General features: G+C 67.9%; 9 protein-coding genes. 3 read left to right on the top strand and 6 right to left on the bottom strand.

Features of this window, described 5'->3' with window-relative positions; all coding sequences use genetic code 11:
- Positions 1–401: 401 nt before the first annotated feature.
- Positions 402–4,856 carry an NACHT domain-containing protein gene (locus LPU43_RS26145; RefSeq protein ID WP_229403188.1) on the top strand — a complete coding sequence of 1,485 codons (4,455 nt, stop codon included), beginning with the start codon at positions 402–404 and terminating at the stop codon, positions 4,854–4,856.
- 207 nt (positions 4,857–5,063) lie between these two features.
- Here LPU43_RS26145 and LPU43_RS26140 read toward each other — a convergent pair whose 3' ends face one another.
- On the bottom strand, positions 5,064–8,036 hold the full coding sequence (locus LPU43_RS26140) for a S8 family serine peptidase (RefSeq protein WP_229403187.1): 2,973 nt from the start codon (positions 8,034–8,036) through the stop codon (positions 5,064–5,066).
- A 191-nt stretch (positions 8,037–8,227) separates the two neighbouring features.
- Here LPU43_RS26140 and LPU43_RS26135 point away from each other — a divergent pair, with 191 nt between their 5' ends.
- Positions 8,228–9,223 carry a helix-turn-helix domain-containing protein gene (locus LPU43_RS26135; RefSeq protein WP_229403186.1) on the top strand — a complete coding sequence of 332 codons (996 nt, stop codon included), beginning with the start codon at positions 8,228–8,230 and terminating at the stop codon, positions 9,221–9,223.
- A gap of 11 nt (positions 9,224–9,234) precedes the next feature.
- On the opposite strand, the gene LPU43_RS26130 is transcribed toward LPU43_RS26135, so the two are convergent.
- Entirely contained in the window at positions 9,235–10,344 is a 1,110-nt protein-coding gene (locus LPU43_RS26130) for a hypothetical protein (protein WP_229403185.1), read from the bottom strand.
- A 61-nt stretch (positions 10,345–10,405) separates the two neighbouring features.
- Positions 10,406–11,155, bottom strand: a complete 750-nt coding sequence (locus tag LPU43_RS26125) for a lysophospholipid acyltransferase family protein (protein WP_229403184.1) — start codon at positions 11,153–11,155, stop codon at positions 10,406–10,408.
- Positions 11,156–11,294: 139 nt separating this feature from the next.
- On the opposite strand from LPU43_RS26125, the gene LPU43_RS26120 reads away from it, so the two are divergent.
- Positions 11,295–11,993 carry an alpha/beta hydrolase gene (locus LPU43_RS26120; protein WP_229403183.1) on the top strand — a complete coding sequence of 233 codons (699 nt, stop codon included), beginning with the start codon at positions 11,295–11,297 and terminating at the stop codon, positions 11,991–11,993.
- Positions 11,994–12,022: 29 nt separating this feature from the next.
- Here LPU43_RS26120 and LPU43_RS26115 read toward each other — a convergent pair whose 3' ends face one another.
- The 3 genes from LPU43_RS26115 to LPU43_RS26105 all read right to left on the bottom strand — a co-directional run bounded on the left by LPU43_RS26115 (position 12,023) and on the right by LPU43_RS26105 (position 15,029).
- On the bottom strand, positions 12,023–14,077 hold the full coding sequence (locus LPU43_RS26115) for an amylo-alpha-1,6-glucosidase (RefSeq protein WP_229403182.1): 2,055 nt from the start codon (positions 14,075–14,077) through the stop codon (positions 12,023–12,025).
- Entirely contained in the window at positions 14,077–14,448 is a 372-nt protein-coding gene (locus LPU43_RS26110; protein ID WP_229403181.1) for an SCP2 sterol-binding domain-containing protein, read from the bottom strand. Before LPU43_RS26110 ends, LPU43_RS26115 begins: the two co-directional genes overlap by 1 nt.
- A 164-nt stretch (positions 14,449–14,612) precedes the next feature.
- Positions 14,613–15,029: a CBS domain-containing protein gene (locus LPU43_RS26105; RefSeq protein ID WP_229403180.1), complete on the bottom strand. Its 417-nt coding sequence runs from the start codon at positions 15,027–15,029 to the stop codon at positions 14,613–14,615.
- Position 15,030: the final 1 nt, after the last annotated feature.

The raw sequence follows: 15,030 nt of genomic DNA, 5'->3' as shown, positions 1-15,030 counted from the left end.
CTGCGCAACGATTGCCCGCTTGTAGTCCGTCCAGTCCAGGTGAGCCACCAGTCCAGCCCTGCCGAAACAGGAAGTCAGGAAGCTGCGCAAGTCCTTCTTGTACCAGAAGACGAGTACCAGCGCTTCCTTGAGAGGGTGCAGTGCTGCAGGGTTGATGCGTTGCGCTGTCATATGAATCAGTGTACTAAACAGTCACGGTGATGTCACTCTGGGCAACCGTGTCTTGATTCGCAGACAGGAAGGGGGTGAGGCATCCTTGTGATGAGGCCAGATCAGTCACTTCCCAGAGATGTTTGACAAATATTGCCGTGCGCCCACAATATAGATGCTATGAGTTCCACTTGCCCTAGGTCATCTGCACGACGTTTGCACTCTGTTTGGATTGGATCGGAGACCGGAGCATGAGTCCGCGACCTGGTGGCGAGACTGACAAGTTCGGCAACCGCTACGAAGGTGCTTGGACAGTGCGGCATGTCCTGCGGGTTCTATCGGGGGCTGGAACGTCTATTACAGTTGAAGATATCGATGAGTTCGCGGAAGGCGCGGAGTTTACTTTTAGCGATGGCAGGTCGATACAAGTCCACCAAGTGAAGCGTCAGAACCGCAACGCGAACAGCTGGACTCCCAAGTCATTGCAGGAAAAGGGCATCTGGGAAAATGCTCGCAAACATGTCAGCGCTGGTCGCAGGTTCCACTTCGTCTCCATAATTCCTGCGCGCCCAATTCAAGAGCTGGCTGACAGGGCTCGCCGCTCGTACGACCTGGATTCGTTTACCAAGAATTTTCTAAGTGACGAGCTGAAAGAATCTTTCGATCAACTCGCCTCTACTGATATCTTCGGATCGCCTGAGGTGGCATGGAGCATTCTTAGGGGATTTTGGATCGAGTGGCATGATGAGCGAGGCCTCAACGACATAAACGCTGTAATTGCTGACATGCTTCTGGAAGGTGCGGCGGGCCGACTGGCTGCAGTTGGTTTAGGTGACCTTGTTCAGCAGAATCTCGGAGTCCGACTAGATGCTGCGACTATTGAGGCAGGCTTGTCTGAGTATGGGCTACGGCGGGCCCAACAAGTGCGAACGGCGACGATAGCCGAACATGCCAATGCCATCACGGCGGGTTGGATCGCCGGGATTGAACGCGAACTCATCAAGCCGGTCATTCCCCGGAGTGAGGCGGCTAGGCTCGTTGAATTATTGGAGGGCGAGGACCAGCTACTACTCCTTACGGGCGACGCAGGTTACGGCAAGAGCGCCGTCCTTCACGAGTTGGCCGGTGAGCTGACCACCAAGGATGTAGCAGTTCTTGGCTTCCGCCTCGATCGTCTTGAGGCTTTCGCGTCAACGGCCGAACTCGGTGAGAAACTTGGGCTGACAGTTTCGCCGGTGACCGCGCTCTCGGTCGTAGCAGGCCAACGCCCGTCTGTACTCGTAATAGATCAGCTTGACGCTATCAGTCTCGCCTCGGGGCGGATGCCGCGCAGCTTTGACGCTATTGCGAACACGATTAGAGAGGCTGCCGCTTTCCCGACGATGCGGATCGTGCTCGCTTGTCGGAAGTTTGACGTTGAGAATGACCACCGTATTCGGGAACTGGTTACTGGCGAACGCTCTGCAAGAGTAGAGCTAGGGAAGCTATCTGAGTCGCAGGTGACAGAAGCGGTCGACAAGATGGGGCTTGATCCAGCTTCTCTCGACCAACGACAAGTAGATTTGCTCCGATCGCCGCTGCACCTCGTGCTATTGCAGAGCATTGCCGACCAAACCGGAGCGCTGTCCTTTCAGACTCCGAACGGTCTTTTTGATGCTTTCTGGGATCGCAAAGTGATTGCCTGTTCGCATCGTCGTGAAGGCACGCGCTTCGCGCAGGTCGCTAGAACCGTTGCGAGCGCGATGAGTTCGCGGCAGCGACTTTGGATAGATGTCTCGACCCTTGACCAGGACGATCTAACTGTCGATGCCGGTGTGCTGGTGTCGGAACATGTTTTGGTTAGGGACGGCCAGCGGATCGCGTTCTTCCATGAAGCGTTTTTCGGGTATGTCTTTACTCGGGCGTGGATTAGTCAACGGCAAAGCATCGTCGAGTTCCTCCTTGCTGGGGAACAGGAGCTATTCCGGCGATCTCAAGTTCGTCAAATTCTTAGTCATCTCAGGGCATCAGAGCCGGAAAGATTCGTAGAAGAGGTTGAGGGCCTGCTCATGAATGAGCAGGTTAGATTCCACATCAAAGAAGTGGTGCTCGGCATCGTTCGCTCGCTTTCGGAACCGTCGAGTGCTGACTGGGACATGATGAACCGAGTCCTTGACGCCAATCCGCCATTCGAAAGTCGAATGTGGTTATCCCTGCGCACCTTGCCTTGGTTCGATCGCCTTGACGCTGACGGGATGTTCGAGGAATGGCTCGCTAGTGGCGATGAGCGAATCCAGAACAACGCGCTGCATGTGGCGCTCGGTGGGATGAAGGAAAGGCCGGAGCGGATGGCCGAACTTCTCGCGCCACACGTGGGACGTGAAAGGTATGCCAATTGGCTGCTGTGGACTGTACGTTTTGCAAACGCTCACGAGAGCCGCCCACTTTTTGACCTTCTCGTCGATGCCATCCGTACTGGCAAGCTACAAGATTATGGCCACGACCTGTGGATGTTTACCTACGACCTGGCGGAGCATCAGCCTGCATGGGCGGCGGAACTGCTTGTCGCGCACCTAGCTTTGCGGCCGAGTGCTTTGGCTGTAGATGAGTCCGGAAAGGTGGCACTTCTCCTTGACCGCGACGACGCGCTGATCAGATTAACGACAGGGGCGGCAAAGGGTGCTCCGCAAGTCTTCTGTGAGTTGATCATACCTTATTTGCTATCCGTGATGCGCCTGACGGAACGACCATGGGCGGAGCATCTCCTTGCAGATGCACACTTCGGCTATCGAGTTCCTCACAACAGCTTCCATGAGCTTGAGGATGCCGTGCTCTTCGGTGCGGCCAGCGCTATTCGAAGCTTCGCCGGGAATGACCCAGCGGCTGCCCAGTCGTTGCTGGAGAAGTTGGCAGCAGACCGGCATGAGGCGGCGCAATGGCTATTGTATGAAGGCCTGAGAGGTGCGGCGGCTTCACACTATGCGGATTGGGCGGGTAGTCTTCTTCTGGAGGGCTCTACCCGTTTCCTAAGCGGTTACATGTCCAATGGTGTCTGGACAACCCGTCAACTCATAGAGGCTATTACTCCTCACCTGTCCCCGGAGTTGTTCAGCCGCCTGGAGAGGAAAGTACTCGCTCTCCGCTTTTCGTGGGAGAAGAGGAACCCCGGTTGGTACGTTTTTTGTCTCCTGTCTGCCATGGGTGAGTCCAGGCTGTCCCTTCTGGGTCGGAGACGGCTAGGCGAACTCAGGCGTCTCACGGGAATGGATTCTCCAGAGGAGCCCGAGCCAATCGTCGTTCGTCAGGTCGAGTCGCCTATTGCACCGGATGCGGCCCAGTACATGTCTGACGAAGACTGGTTGCGCGCCATGGCGAGACACAACTCGGATCGGGAGAGCTTTACGACCTTTCGAGGCGGTTCCCGCGAACTATCGCATGTTCTGCAGGGCGAGGTGGCGAAGGATCCTGTGCGATTCGCAAGACTTGCCTTGCGGCTCGATGGCTCGATTAATCCCGACTATACCGAGGCGATCCTGATGGGCCTGGGTGAAGGTGACCCACTCCCAGATCCCAATCCGGTTTTTGTAGCTATACGTCACATTGCTTCGCTTCACCTTGGGCAGAACGACCGATGGCTCGGCTGGCCGCTTCGAAAGAACTACCTTAAGAGCGATGTTCCCGCTGACATCATTACAATGCTCATCGAACGGATCATGAGCTCAGAGGACCCTGTCGCAGACAGATGGCCAAACCATGAGTTGGGTGAACGAGAATCGCTCGACGGTGTAATCATGTCGGAGGGCATGAACACGGCGAGAGGTAGCCTCGCCCTCACATTGGGGTATCTTCTTGTTTACGATTCAGACGGGCGTCGCACGGCCCTGGTAGTACCAGTCTTAGACCGGTTGGCGCAGGATCAATCTGTAGCTGTTCGAGCATGCGTTGCCCAGGTTATTGCGGGTTGCTTGATGCATGCGCGACCTCAGGCAGTCGAGGCATTCAAGCTGTTAGTGCAGGGCGACGATAGGTTGCTTGTTGTTGAGACGGTAACTCGACTTATTAGGTACATCGGCAACGCCGACCATGCGATCGTAATGCCACTTGTGCCGCGCATGCTAGCTGCGGAGGCTGCAGAAGTGCGGCAATGCGGCGGCGCGCTGGCAGCTCTCGCTTCGGTGCAGTGGGGGCAGGAAGACCTTCTTCCCGCTGTTGTTTCGGGCCAAGATGCCGCAGCTCGGACAGGCGCGGCCATGGTATGCGCTCACTTGCTTCCCGTCGCTACGAATTCCGCCGTGGCAGAGGACACCCTCATCCATCTGATGAGCGATAGTGACAAGGGTGTTCGTGAGGCGGCCGCGGAGGTTGCTGGCGTTCTTCGCAATGAACGGCTGCGTCGATTCTCTCGTGTCCTGACAGCTCTGATCTCCTCGGAGGCATACTCCGAGGCCGTGCCGCAACTGTTAATAACGCTCGAACGTGCGCCCGATCGCGTTGATGCCCTTGTAATTTTGTGTGCTCGTCGGTTCACCGAAGTCCATGGTGCGGATATTGGCGACATTTCGACGGGTGCGGCTGGAGACGCGAGGGAGGTGGGGCAGCTTGTATTCAGAGCATACGCACAGGCAACTTCACATGGTCAGCGATGCGAAGCCCTCGACCTGATCGATCAGTTGCTAGCCCTCAACGCCTATGGAATGGTCGAGTTGGTTGATGCCGCAGAACGTTAGGTGTGCTTTGTTACTGTCTTACTTTGGCGAGTAGCGGTCCTGAGCAGCCTCCGCGCCTCCCAGTCCGGGTTCGCAAGACCCTGGATCAGGTGCACCACCCTCCAACTGCGCGAACGCTCCTCGACCAACCACCTGCACCCTCTGCGCCGAAAGGCGGCGGGGCCGGACAACACTGTCCGGCCCCGCCGCCTTTCACACCTCACCAGCTCAGTTGACGGTGACCACCGTGCCGGCGCCGTTCGGGTACTCGACGTACCCCGTGTGCCGGCCGCCCGGCACCTTGGCCCACTTCGCGGTGACCGTCAGCGGGACCCCCGGTGTGACCTTGGGGTTCTGCGGGGTCGCCACCAGGCTGCCGACGCCCCCCTTCGCGCTCACCAGGTTCGCCTGGATGGTGAACGGTGTCTCCGTCGTCCCGGGCAGGTTCTCGAAGTTGAGCACGATGGCGAGGTAGACGCCCGGCTTCGGGGCGCCGATGACGATGCGCTCGTCGGCGCTAAGGACGTCCGAGACGTACTCGAGGAGTTCGACCCCGTTCACGCGCCGCACCACGATGACCCCGAGCTGCGCCTCCGGGTTGTCCGGGCGCACGGCGAGTTCCATGGCCTTGGTGCCGGCCGGGGGCGTGATGGCGAACTGGCTGCCCCAGATGTCCTCGGGGCTGATCGTGCTGGGCACCTTCGGCCCCGCGACCATGCCGTACGCCTTGATCGGGAACTTCTTCAGCGCCGGGGTCACCTCGAAGCTCACCGAGCCGGCGGCACCCTTGCCGCGCACGTCGGTCGGCGCGTGGACGCTCTGCGGGGTGACGAGGATGGGGCTGCGCACGGCGGTGCCGGCGCCGGTCCAGGTCAGCGAGCCGGTGACCGGCGCGTCGGCGGTGGCCGTCCCGAGCGACAGCGTGACGGTGAACTTCTTGGTCTCTCCCGCCTTCTTGAAGTGCAGGGTGGAGGGGCTCACCTTGACCTTCATCCCGGGCAGGTCGACCTTGGCCCGGTACACGCCCGGGGTGACGGCGGTGACCGTACGGGTGACGGTCCGGGTGCCGAACAGCTCGGCGACGCCGATCGACGGGTAGTTCAGGTCGCTGCCCTTGATCGGCTTGACCCCGGAGCCGGTCTGGTGGCCCAGCCCCTCCAGGTAGCCCAGCCAGTCCTTCTCGGCGGCGTCGTAGACCAGGCCGGGCTTGAGCATCCGGGCCGGGTCTACGTGCCCGGCGCCCTGGGCGTAGACGTCCTTGTTCCGCTTCCCGGTCGCGGTCTTGGTGTCGTACGTGGTGGTCATCATCGCGGACTTGATCCGCGCGGGCGACCACTTCGGGTGCTCGCCGAGGTAGAGCGCGGCCAGTCCGGCGATGTGCGGCGCGGCCATCGAGGTGCCGGAGTAGAAGTCGAAGTTCTTCCCCTGGGCGCCGGGCGGGGCCACCGCGGCGAGGATCGCCACGCCGGGGGCGGCGATGTCCGGCTTCAGCAGGTCGGGGTTGCGGTACGAGGGGCCGCGCGAGGAGAAGGCCGCCACCTGGGGGTACGGCATGCTCGCCCCGGTCGGCAGCAGGGTGACCTGGGCGCCGGCGGTGGCCGCGTAGTCCAGCACGGCCTGCGTGTCGGGCGCGTTGATGTGCACGGTCGGCACGCTGTGCAGGTCGGCCCCGAGGTCCTGGTCGCTGGGGTTCGCCAGCACCATCGCGACGCCGCCGGCGCGGGCGACCTCGGCGGACTTCTCGGGCCGCGCGACGACGCCGCGGAGGCAGACGACTGCCTTGCCGGCCGCCTTCGCCGGGTCGAGGCTGCCGGCCAGGCAGTTCTCGGCGTCGGCGTCGGTGGCGGTGGCGGCCTTCGCCGCCAGGGCGGTGATCAGCGGCTTCGGCCCGAACTTCGCCGTGACGGTCGTGCTGGCGCCGTTGAAGCGGGCGCCGTTGCCCAGCTCCACGCTGGCCGGGTACGGGGCGACCGTGCTCGCGGCGACGGTCATCTGCCACGGCGCGGTGTTGTCCAGCGACTCCGGGTCGGGCCCGGAGTTGCCGGCGGAGGAGGAGACGAAGACGCCCGCCGCCGCCGCGTTGAGGAAGGCGAGCGCGGTCGGGTCGTCGGCGGACGACTCCGAGGAGCCGCCCACGGAGTAGTTGATGACGTTGACGCCGTCGGCGACGGCCTGGTCGATGGCGGCGACGATGTCCGAGGTGACCCCGCCGGTCGAGTCGTCGTCGGCACCCTGCCACAGCGCCTTGTAGACGGCGATCGACGCGCCCGGCGCGACGCCGGAGACCTTCCCGAAGTCGACCCCCTGCTCGGTGACGGGGACGGCGGTGTTCCCGGCCGCCGTGCTGGCGGTGTGGCTGCCGTGCCCCTGCGCGTCCCGGGGGGAGACGTAGTCCTTCCGCTTCTCGGCCGGCACGAGGTTCATCCAGCCCTCGCCGAAGTACCGGGCACCGACGACCTTCTCGTTGCAGGCCGTGGCGGCGAACTGCTCCCCGGTCTGGCAGGCGCCGATGAACACGTCGCCGTCGGCCTTGTTCATGACGGTGACGTCGCCGTGCCGGTACGGCCGGTACGGGTCGGACTTCGTGGGCCGCTTGGTGCCCAGCGCCTCGGCGGCGAACGACGCGCTCTCCGGCCAGATGCCGGTGTCGATCACGCCGACGACGATGCCCTCGCCCGCCTTCGCCGGGCCGCCGACGGTGGACCAGACGCCCTTGCGGCCGGACAGGCCGAGGAAGTCCACCGAGTTGCGGTCGTTGGTCGGCTTGAGCAGCCGGTCCGGCACCACGGAGACGACGCCGTCGGTGATCATCAGCTTGGCCGCCTGCGCCCGGGTCAGCTCCGCCACGAAGCTGTTCGCCGCGACGGAGTAGCCGCGCAGCGGCTCGGCGCCCACGCTGCGCGCCACCCGGGTCTGCTTGTCCTTCAGGTGGCCCCGGTAGCGTCGGGCGTCGGCGGTGCCCACGTCCACCTTCCGCCCCTCGGCCGGCTTGGTGGCGGCGATGCCCGCGACCCCGCCCGCGTAGGTGGCGAGCGGCTTGTCGGCCAGCGTGACGATGTAGGGGCTGGTGCCACCGGCGCCCGGGGGCAGGGGGCTCGGCACCGCCGCCGGCGTCGGGTCGGCGGAGGCCGCCACGGGGCTGATCGTGACCGCCAGTGCGGCGGCGACGATCGCCGCGCCACGGCGCGTTGTTTGTCGCATTGTGCGGGCCATCGCTCCTCTTGGGGGTTCTCAAGGGACGGAGAGAGCTCTCCCATCCGGGAAGATCGCCAGATGGGATGGTCAGTAGTGAACGTCCCAGCCTCGAAGAAGTCGAGATATCTTCATGTCACCTTCGGCCACCTGACGGATCGCGTCACGGTGGCGGGGGCCTGGTCAGGGGCGGGTGATGCGTGCGCAACGATCCGGTGCTGGGCCCACTGGGCGTCAGCGACTTCGACGAGCGGGTCTACCGCCTGCTGCTGGCCCAGCCGGACCGGCCGCTGCCCGACACCGCCGCCACCCTGGGCGTCACCGCCGCCCGGGTGCGCGGCGCGCTCACCCGGCTGAGCCGGCTCGGCCTGCTGAGACGCACGGCCCCCGGCACGTACGAGGCCACCGGGCCGGAGGCGGCGCTGACGGCGCTCGTCGCCCGACGTCGGCTGGAGGCGGAGGCGGCGCTGGACGGCGTGCAGGGCTCGGTCTCGGACTTCGCCCACCTGTTCCAGACGGCCCGGCTCAGCGATCCGGGGCGGTGGGTGGAGGTGCTGTCGGGCTGGGAGGCCGTCGACCAGCGAATGGACGAGCTGACCCGCTCGGTGCGGACCCACCTGTGGGTGCTCGACCGCCCGCCCTACATGAAGCACGTGCACGGGATCCCGGACACCAACGAGGTGGAGATCGCCGAGACCGAGGAATTGATCGCCCGGGGGGTCGACATCCGCACCGTCTACTGTCCCGAGTCCATGGGTCGCCCCGGTCGCTTCGAGGTGCTGCTCAAGCTCGCCGAGGCGGGCGAGCAGGCCCGGCTGCTCCCCCGCATCCCGTTCAAGCTGCGGATCATGGACCTGCGGGTGGCCGCGGTCTCGCTCACCGGCGGGGCCTACGACAGCCTCGCGCTGATCCACCCCTCGGGGCTGCTCGACGCGCTGATCGAGCTGTTCCAGGCGTACTGGGGCCGCGCCACGCCGCTCGTCGGGCCCAAGCCGCCGGCCGACGACCAGCCCAGCGACGAGGAACTGCTGCTGCTCCAGATGCTCCGGGCCGGCCTCAAGGACGAGGCCATCGGCCGTCAGCTCGGGGTCAGCGCCCGCACCGCCACCCGCCGGATCGCCTCCACGATGGAGCGGCTGGGCGCGGTCACCCGGTTCCAGGCCGGCGTCGAGGCGTCCGCCCGCCGCTGGCTCTGACCACGGACCGCTCAGGGCGAGCGGGGGCCGATGCCGTTCTTCGGGCTGGGCGCGAGCAGCAGCCCGACCTGGTGGCCGATGAACCGGTACACGACCTGTGTGGACGCCCAGAGCAGGTGCCCCCGCTCCGCCTCGGCGATCGTCCGGCCGTCGGCGTGGCCGGCGCTGGCGAAGATCAGCCAGCTTCCGGACCGCGACACCACGTCGACCGTCTCGCCGTCGAGCCCGGCCTGCGCGGTGCCGCTACGCAGCGACCTCCGCCGCTCGCGCGCCACCGACTCGCTGGGAAAGAAGACCGCCGCGAGGTAGACCACCGCGTCGCTGTCGTCGGTGGTCCAGCTTCCCCTGACGGTACGCAGGCAGCCGGCCAGCAGTCGGTCGTCCGCCAGCACGCCGGCGCAGCCCCGCCGCTGGCCCGTCGACGTCCGGGTCAGCGTGTCCCCGGCGACGGTGAAGGTGCGCTCGGGGAACGCCACGTCGGCGGTGACCGGGACCGGGTCCACGCGGGCCAGCCCCACGCCGAGGCTCGCCAGGCAGACCCCGGCGGCCACGAGCGGCGCCCAGGCCACCGGCAGGGACGCCCTCCGGTTCGCCGCCACCGTCGCGACGACGACGAAGACCAGCACGGAGAGCCCGACGCCGGCCCCGGCCCAGGTGATTCCGGTGGCCGTCGCGTACTCCCCCGGGCCGCCGACGAGGTCGTCCAGGTCGACGCGCTTGCCGGGCACGAAGAGCAGCCCCGCCGCGACCAGGGGCGCCCCGATCGCGGGCACGGCGATCCGGGCCCGGCGGGGCAGCCGGGACCAGCCCGCCACGGCGGCCACCACGTACAGGAAGGGCAGCGCGACCAGCAGCCAGCCCGCGGTCGCCATGCCGGGGCCGGTGCAGCCGGTGACTGCGCAGGCGGACTCCTGGAGCCAGGCCCGGGCCTGGTCGCCGAAGAACCCCTGGACCACGAAGAAGGCGACGACGCCGAGCGCGATCAGCCCGGCCAGCAGCCCGCCGCGCGGTGACCGGTCGGCCGGGCGCGGGGCCCGGCCCGCCTGGCGGCGCTCGACGTGGGCGCGGGCCTGCGCGACCAGGTCCACGGAGCCGCGCCGTCCACCCTTGCCGTTCCACATGGCCGCGAGGCTAGACCACCCGCGCACCAGGCACGGGCGCCGCGAGCCGGGAGGGATGGGGTCAGGGGGTGGGGGTGGGGCGCCGGGGGCGGTCCAGGGCGGCGGCCTCCTCCAAGGTCGGCGCGGTGCCGCCGAGGTGCGCCGGCTGCCACCAGGCGTCGTCGGGGCCGGCCGGGGACTCCGGGTACTCCCGCTGGGCGCGGTCGACCAGCTCGGTGAGCCGGGTCTTCAGCTCGGCGGTCAGCGCGTTCGCGTCCGGGTGGGCGGCCGGGTCGATCGGCTCGCCGACCAGGATGGTGATCGGGGTGTGCCGGCGGGTCAGGTTCTTCGGCCGGCCCTTCGTCCAGAGCCGCTGGGTGCCCCAGAGCGCGACCGGCAGCAGGGGCACGCCGGCCTCCTGGGCCATCCGGGCGGCCCCGTTCTTCAGGTCCTTGACCACGAACGAGCGGCTGATCGTGGCCTCCGGGAAGACGCCCACCGCCTCGCCGCGGCGCAGCGCCTCCACGGCCGCGTTGTACGACGCGGCTCCGGCCCGCCGGTTGACCGGGATGTGCTTCATGCCGCGCATCAGCGGGCCGGAGACCTTGTGCGCGAAGACCTCGTGCTTGGCCATGAACCGGACCAGCCGGCGCGAGCCGTGCGCCCCGAACCCGCAGAAGATGAAGTCGAGGTAGCTCACGTGGTTGCTGGCCAGCACCACCCCGCCGGTGCGCGGAACGTGGTGGCCGCCCTCCACGTTCAGGCGCAGGTCGAGGACCCGGAACAGCGTCTTGGCGGCGGTGATCACGGGCGGGTACACAAGCTCCGGCATTCGGCGACTTTACCCTGCTGAGGGCGGGAACGCGTCAGGGCCGCAGGCCCCGTCGCACGGCGCGCCGCGCTGCCCGCGGGCGTTCTGCCCTCGGCCGAGCGGCCTGGGCAGGCGGCCCGGCAGGCCGCAGGATGGCGGCATGACCGACACGGAACGGCGGCATGACGGAACGCGGGACGGCGGCATGACGGAACGCGCGACGCTGCTCTGGGTCCACGGCGGCGGCTGGCGGGCCCGGTCGACGGAGGACGGGTCGACCCTGGCCCGGCACGGGCTGCGGGTGGTGCCGGCCAGCTACCGGTTCGTCGCCGAGGCGCGCTGGCCGGCCCAGCTCGACGACGTACGGGCGGCGGCGCGGGCGGCCCGCGACGCCGCGAACGGCCGGCTCCTGCTGGTCGGGGGCGACTCGGCCGGGGCCATGCTCGCCCTGCACCTGGCCCTGCGCGGCGTGGACCGGCCGGACGACGTGGCCGGCGCGCTGGCGTACTGGGCGCCGGTGGACCCGCTGGCCGCCGACTGGCGGCGGCTGCGCCGCGACGACGACCCGTGGGCCGGTCTGCTCGGCCACCGCCCCGCCGCCGGCGACCCGGCGACGGTGGACGCGACGGTCGCCACGCACGTCGGCAACCGGGTGCCGGTGCTGCTCGTGCACGGGACGGCCGACGCCTCGGTGCCGGCGACCCAGTCCACCGACCTGGCCGGCGCGCTGCTGGCCGCTGGCCACCCGGTGCACGCCTGGCTCACCCACGGCGGCCACTCCCTCGACCTGGACCGCCCCGACGTGCGGGCCGCGACCGCCGCCTTCCTCGACACCGTCCTGCCCCGGGCCCGGCGCTGACCGACGACGTGCTGCCCGGCCGGCCTCCGTCAGGCCAGCTTGTCCAGCTCCAGCCGGCCCCGGGCGAACGCGTCGACCCGACCCCAGCGGCCCGGGATGTCCAGCACCTCGATGCGGCCCATGCCGACCGGCAGGCGCGGCTCAACGGACAGGTGCCCCTCGTGCGGCTCCAGCCCGAGCATGGTGCGCAGCAGCAGCATCGGGGTGCCGGTCGACCACGCCTGCGGGCTGCACGCCGTCGGGTACTCGACGGGAAACTTGGTCAGCTCACGCGGGTAGCCGCCGAAGGCCTCCGGCAGCCGCCCCTCGAAGTAGCGGGCGGCGTCGAGGATGCCGTCGGCGATGGTGGCGGCCTCCTCGGCGAAGCCGTACCTGCGCAGCCCCCAGGCGATGAAGGAGTTGTCGAACGGCCAGATCGTCCCGTTGTGGTAGCCGATCGGGTTGTAGCGGACCTCCCCCTCGGCGAGCGTCCGCACGCCCCAGCCGGAGAAGAGGCGCGGCCCGACCAGGTGGTGGGCGATCTTCTCCGCCCGGTCGTGGTCGACGATGCCGCTCCACAGCAGGTGGCCGATGTTGGAGCTGAGCACGTCGGCCTGCCGGCCGTCGGCGTCCAGCGCGAGGGCGTAGAACTCGCCGTCGGGGACCCACCAGTCCCGGTTGAACCGCTCCTTGAGCCGCGCGGCGTCCCGCTCCAGCCGGTCGGCGAAGGCCGGGTCGTCCCAGAACTCGCGGGCCATCCGGGCGGCGCGGACCCTCGCGTCGTACGCGTACCCCTGCACCTCGCAGGTGGCGCGGGGGAAGCCGGGCAGCCGGCCGTCGCGGTACGAGATCGAGTCCCAGGAGTCCTTCCAGCACTGGTTCTCCAGGCCGGTGTCCGTGTTGCGCCGCTCGTACCAGACGTAGCCGTCGCCGACCAGGTCCGCGTACTCGTCGATCCAGCGCAGGGCGGCCCGGCACTCCTGCTCCAGTTCCCGCACGAGCGCGGCGTCCCCGCTCCACCGTTCGTACTCGTCGAGCAGGACCACGAACAGCGGCGTCGCGTCCACGGACCCGTAGTACGGCGAGTGCGGCTGCTCCTCGAACGCCGCCGTCTCGCCGTAGCGCATCTCGTGCAGGATGCGCCCCGGGTCCTCCTCCCGGAAGTCGTCGAACCGGGTGCCCTGGAGGGCCGCCAGGATGCGCAGCGTGGTCCGGGACAGGCCGGGGGCGAACGGCAGCACCTGAAGGCAGGTCAGGATGCTGTCCCGGCCGAACATCGTCATGAACCAGGGCAGGCCGGCGGCGGGGAGCGTCCCGCCGAGCGACAGCGGCGAGAAGCGCAGCGCCGCCAGGTCGACCAGGCACCGCTGGTACGTCCGGGCCAGGTGCTCGCACTCGCTGTTCACCTTCGGCGCGGCGGCGATCCACTCCCGGAGGTCGTGCTGGAGGGCCAGCCGCTCGCCGCCGTGCACCCGCAGCCCCATCCGCAGGTCCCGCCCGCCCGGCCCGAGCGCGTACGTCCGCACCTCGATGTCGGTGCTCCACCGGCTGTTCGGCTCCAGGTGGACGGTGAACGCGAAGCCGTTGCGGTCGTACCGGGCGGGGCCCGAGGTGGTGATGACCGTCTCCCGCCGGAAGTTGCCGCGCCGGTAGCCCAACCGCAGCCGGTCGGCCTCCGCCTCGGCGTACAGCTCGCCCTTCTTGTTCACGATCTCGTCCTTGACCTGGAAGAGGTCGGCGAAGTCGGAGCCGGCGTCCATCCGGATCTCCAGGTCGACGGGGTTCTCGTCGTGGTTGAGGATGGTGAGCTGCTCGCGGAAGCTGCCCCCGACCGCCCGCTCCCGCACGATCGACAGCTTGGCGTCGATGTAGTGGGTGGCCAGCCCCGGCACCAGGAAGAACCGCGCCTCGTAGTACTGGAGGTCGTCGTAGGACAGGGCGTTGAGCCGCTCGCCGTTGACGGTCAGCACCCAGCGAGACAGGAACCGGGTGTCGAGGGAGAACAGGCCGGTCGGCTCGCTCGGCGTGGCCTCGATGTCCCCGGTGTCCTCGGACACCACGAAGGTGTTGCCGTCGAGGATCCGGATCGTGTTGTCCGACGCCATCAGCGCACCCCCCGACGGGGCCGCTGTCGCGGCCCGTGGCTCTCCGGCGGCCCGGGGAGGATCCGCTCCACCTGCACCACGAGCCGGGCGTTGCCGGTCATCGTCATGTCCCCGCGCAGGAGGGCCGCGATGCCGTGCTCCCGCCCGGTGACGAGGCCCTCGAAGAGCGCGGGGCTGGTGCCGACGACCACGTCGGCCTCGCGGTCCTCCTGGCTCGACCGCAGCCGCCCCCGGTCGACCGTCAGCAGCCAGTGCGTGGTCCGTGGCCCCTCGTTCAGGTCGAAGCGGATGGTTCCGGAGGTCCGGGCCAGCAGCGGCTCGTACCCCCGCCGGTCCAGGTCCTCGAAGAACCTGGCAGTCGCGTCCAGCATCGGTTCCCCCTCCCCCGCCGGTCCCCGGCGTCCGATGTCCCGCCGGAGGGTCCCCGCGCGGTGCGGGGCCAACCTCACCCGCATGGGGTGAGCGGGGGCGGGACGCCCGCGACGCCGCGACGCCGGCCCCCCGCGCAGGGGGCCGGCGTGCCGCGGCGGACGGGTCAGTTGTTGGGGTCGTCGGCGCTGATGTCCGCCAGCACCGACTGCGGCTCCCGCTCGACCGCGAGGTCGCCCATCGAGATCAGGCCGACCAGCCGGCCGTCGTCGATGACCGGCAGCCGGCGTACGGCGTAGGTGCGCATCAGGTCGGCGGCGGCCACCGCGTCGTCGTGCTGGCTCACGGTGATCACGTCGCGGCTGGTGATCTGGTCGAGCCGGGTCGTGGCGGGGTCCATGCTCTCCGCGACGCCCCGGACCGTGATGTCCCGGTCCGTGACGATGCCGACCACGTCGTCGCCGGACGTGACCACCACGTCGCCGATGGCGCTGTCGCGCATCTCGCGCGCCGCGTCGGTGAGCGTCCGGCCGCCGTCCATCGTCACCAACCGGGTCGTCATGAACTCTCCGACCGTTGTCATG

The sequence above is a fragment of the Micromonospora okii genome (assembly GCF_020884795.1).
Classification (GTDB): Bacteria; Actinomycetota; Actinomycetes; order Mycobacteriales; family Micromonosporaceae; genus Micromonospora; species Micromonospora okii.
This window is presented reverse-complemented; position numbering and strand designations above follow the sequence as displayed.

What these genes read in the sequence shown, in the direction of transcription:
- LPU43_RS26145 (WP_229403188.1), top strand. Translation starts at nt 402, where the DNA reads ATGAGTCCGCGACCTGGTGGCGAGACTGACAAGTTCGGCAACCGCTAC.
- LPU43_RS26140 (WP_229403187.1), bottom strand. Translation starts at nt 8,036, where the DNA reads ATGCGACAAACAACGCGCCGTGGCGCGGCGATCGTCGCCGCCGCACTG.
- LPU43_RS26130 (WP_229403185.1), bottom strand. Translation starts at nt 10,344, where the DNA reads ATGTGGAACGGCAAGGGTGGACGGCGCGGCTCCGTGGACCTGGTCGCG.
- LPU43_RS26125 (WP_229403184.1), bottom strand. Translation starts at nt 11,155, where the DNA reads ATGCCGGAGCTTGTGTACCCGCCCGTGATCACCGCCGCCAAGACGCTG.
- LPU43_RS26120 (WP_229403183.1), top strand. Translation starts at nt 11,295, where the DNA reads ATGACCGACACGGAACGGCGGCATGACGGAACGCGGGACGGCGGCATG.
- LPU43_RS26115 (WP_229403182.1), bottom strand. Translation starts at nt 14,077, where the DNA reads ATGGCGTCGGACAACACGATCCGGATCCTCGACGGCAACACCTTCGTG.
- LPU43_RS26110 (WP_229403181.1), bottom strand. Translation starts at nt 14,448, where the DNA reads ATGCTGGACGCGACTGCCAGGTTCTTCGAGGACCTGGACCGGCGGGGG.
- LPU43_RS26105 (WP_229403180.1), bottom strand. Translation starts at nt 15,029, where the DNA reads ATGACAACGGTCGGAGAGTTCATGACGACCCGGTTGGTGACGATGGAC.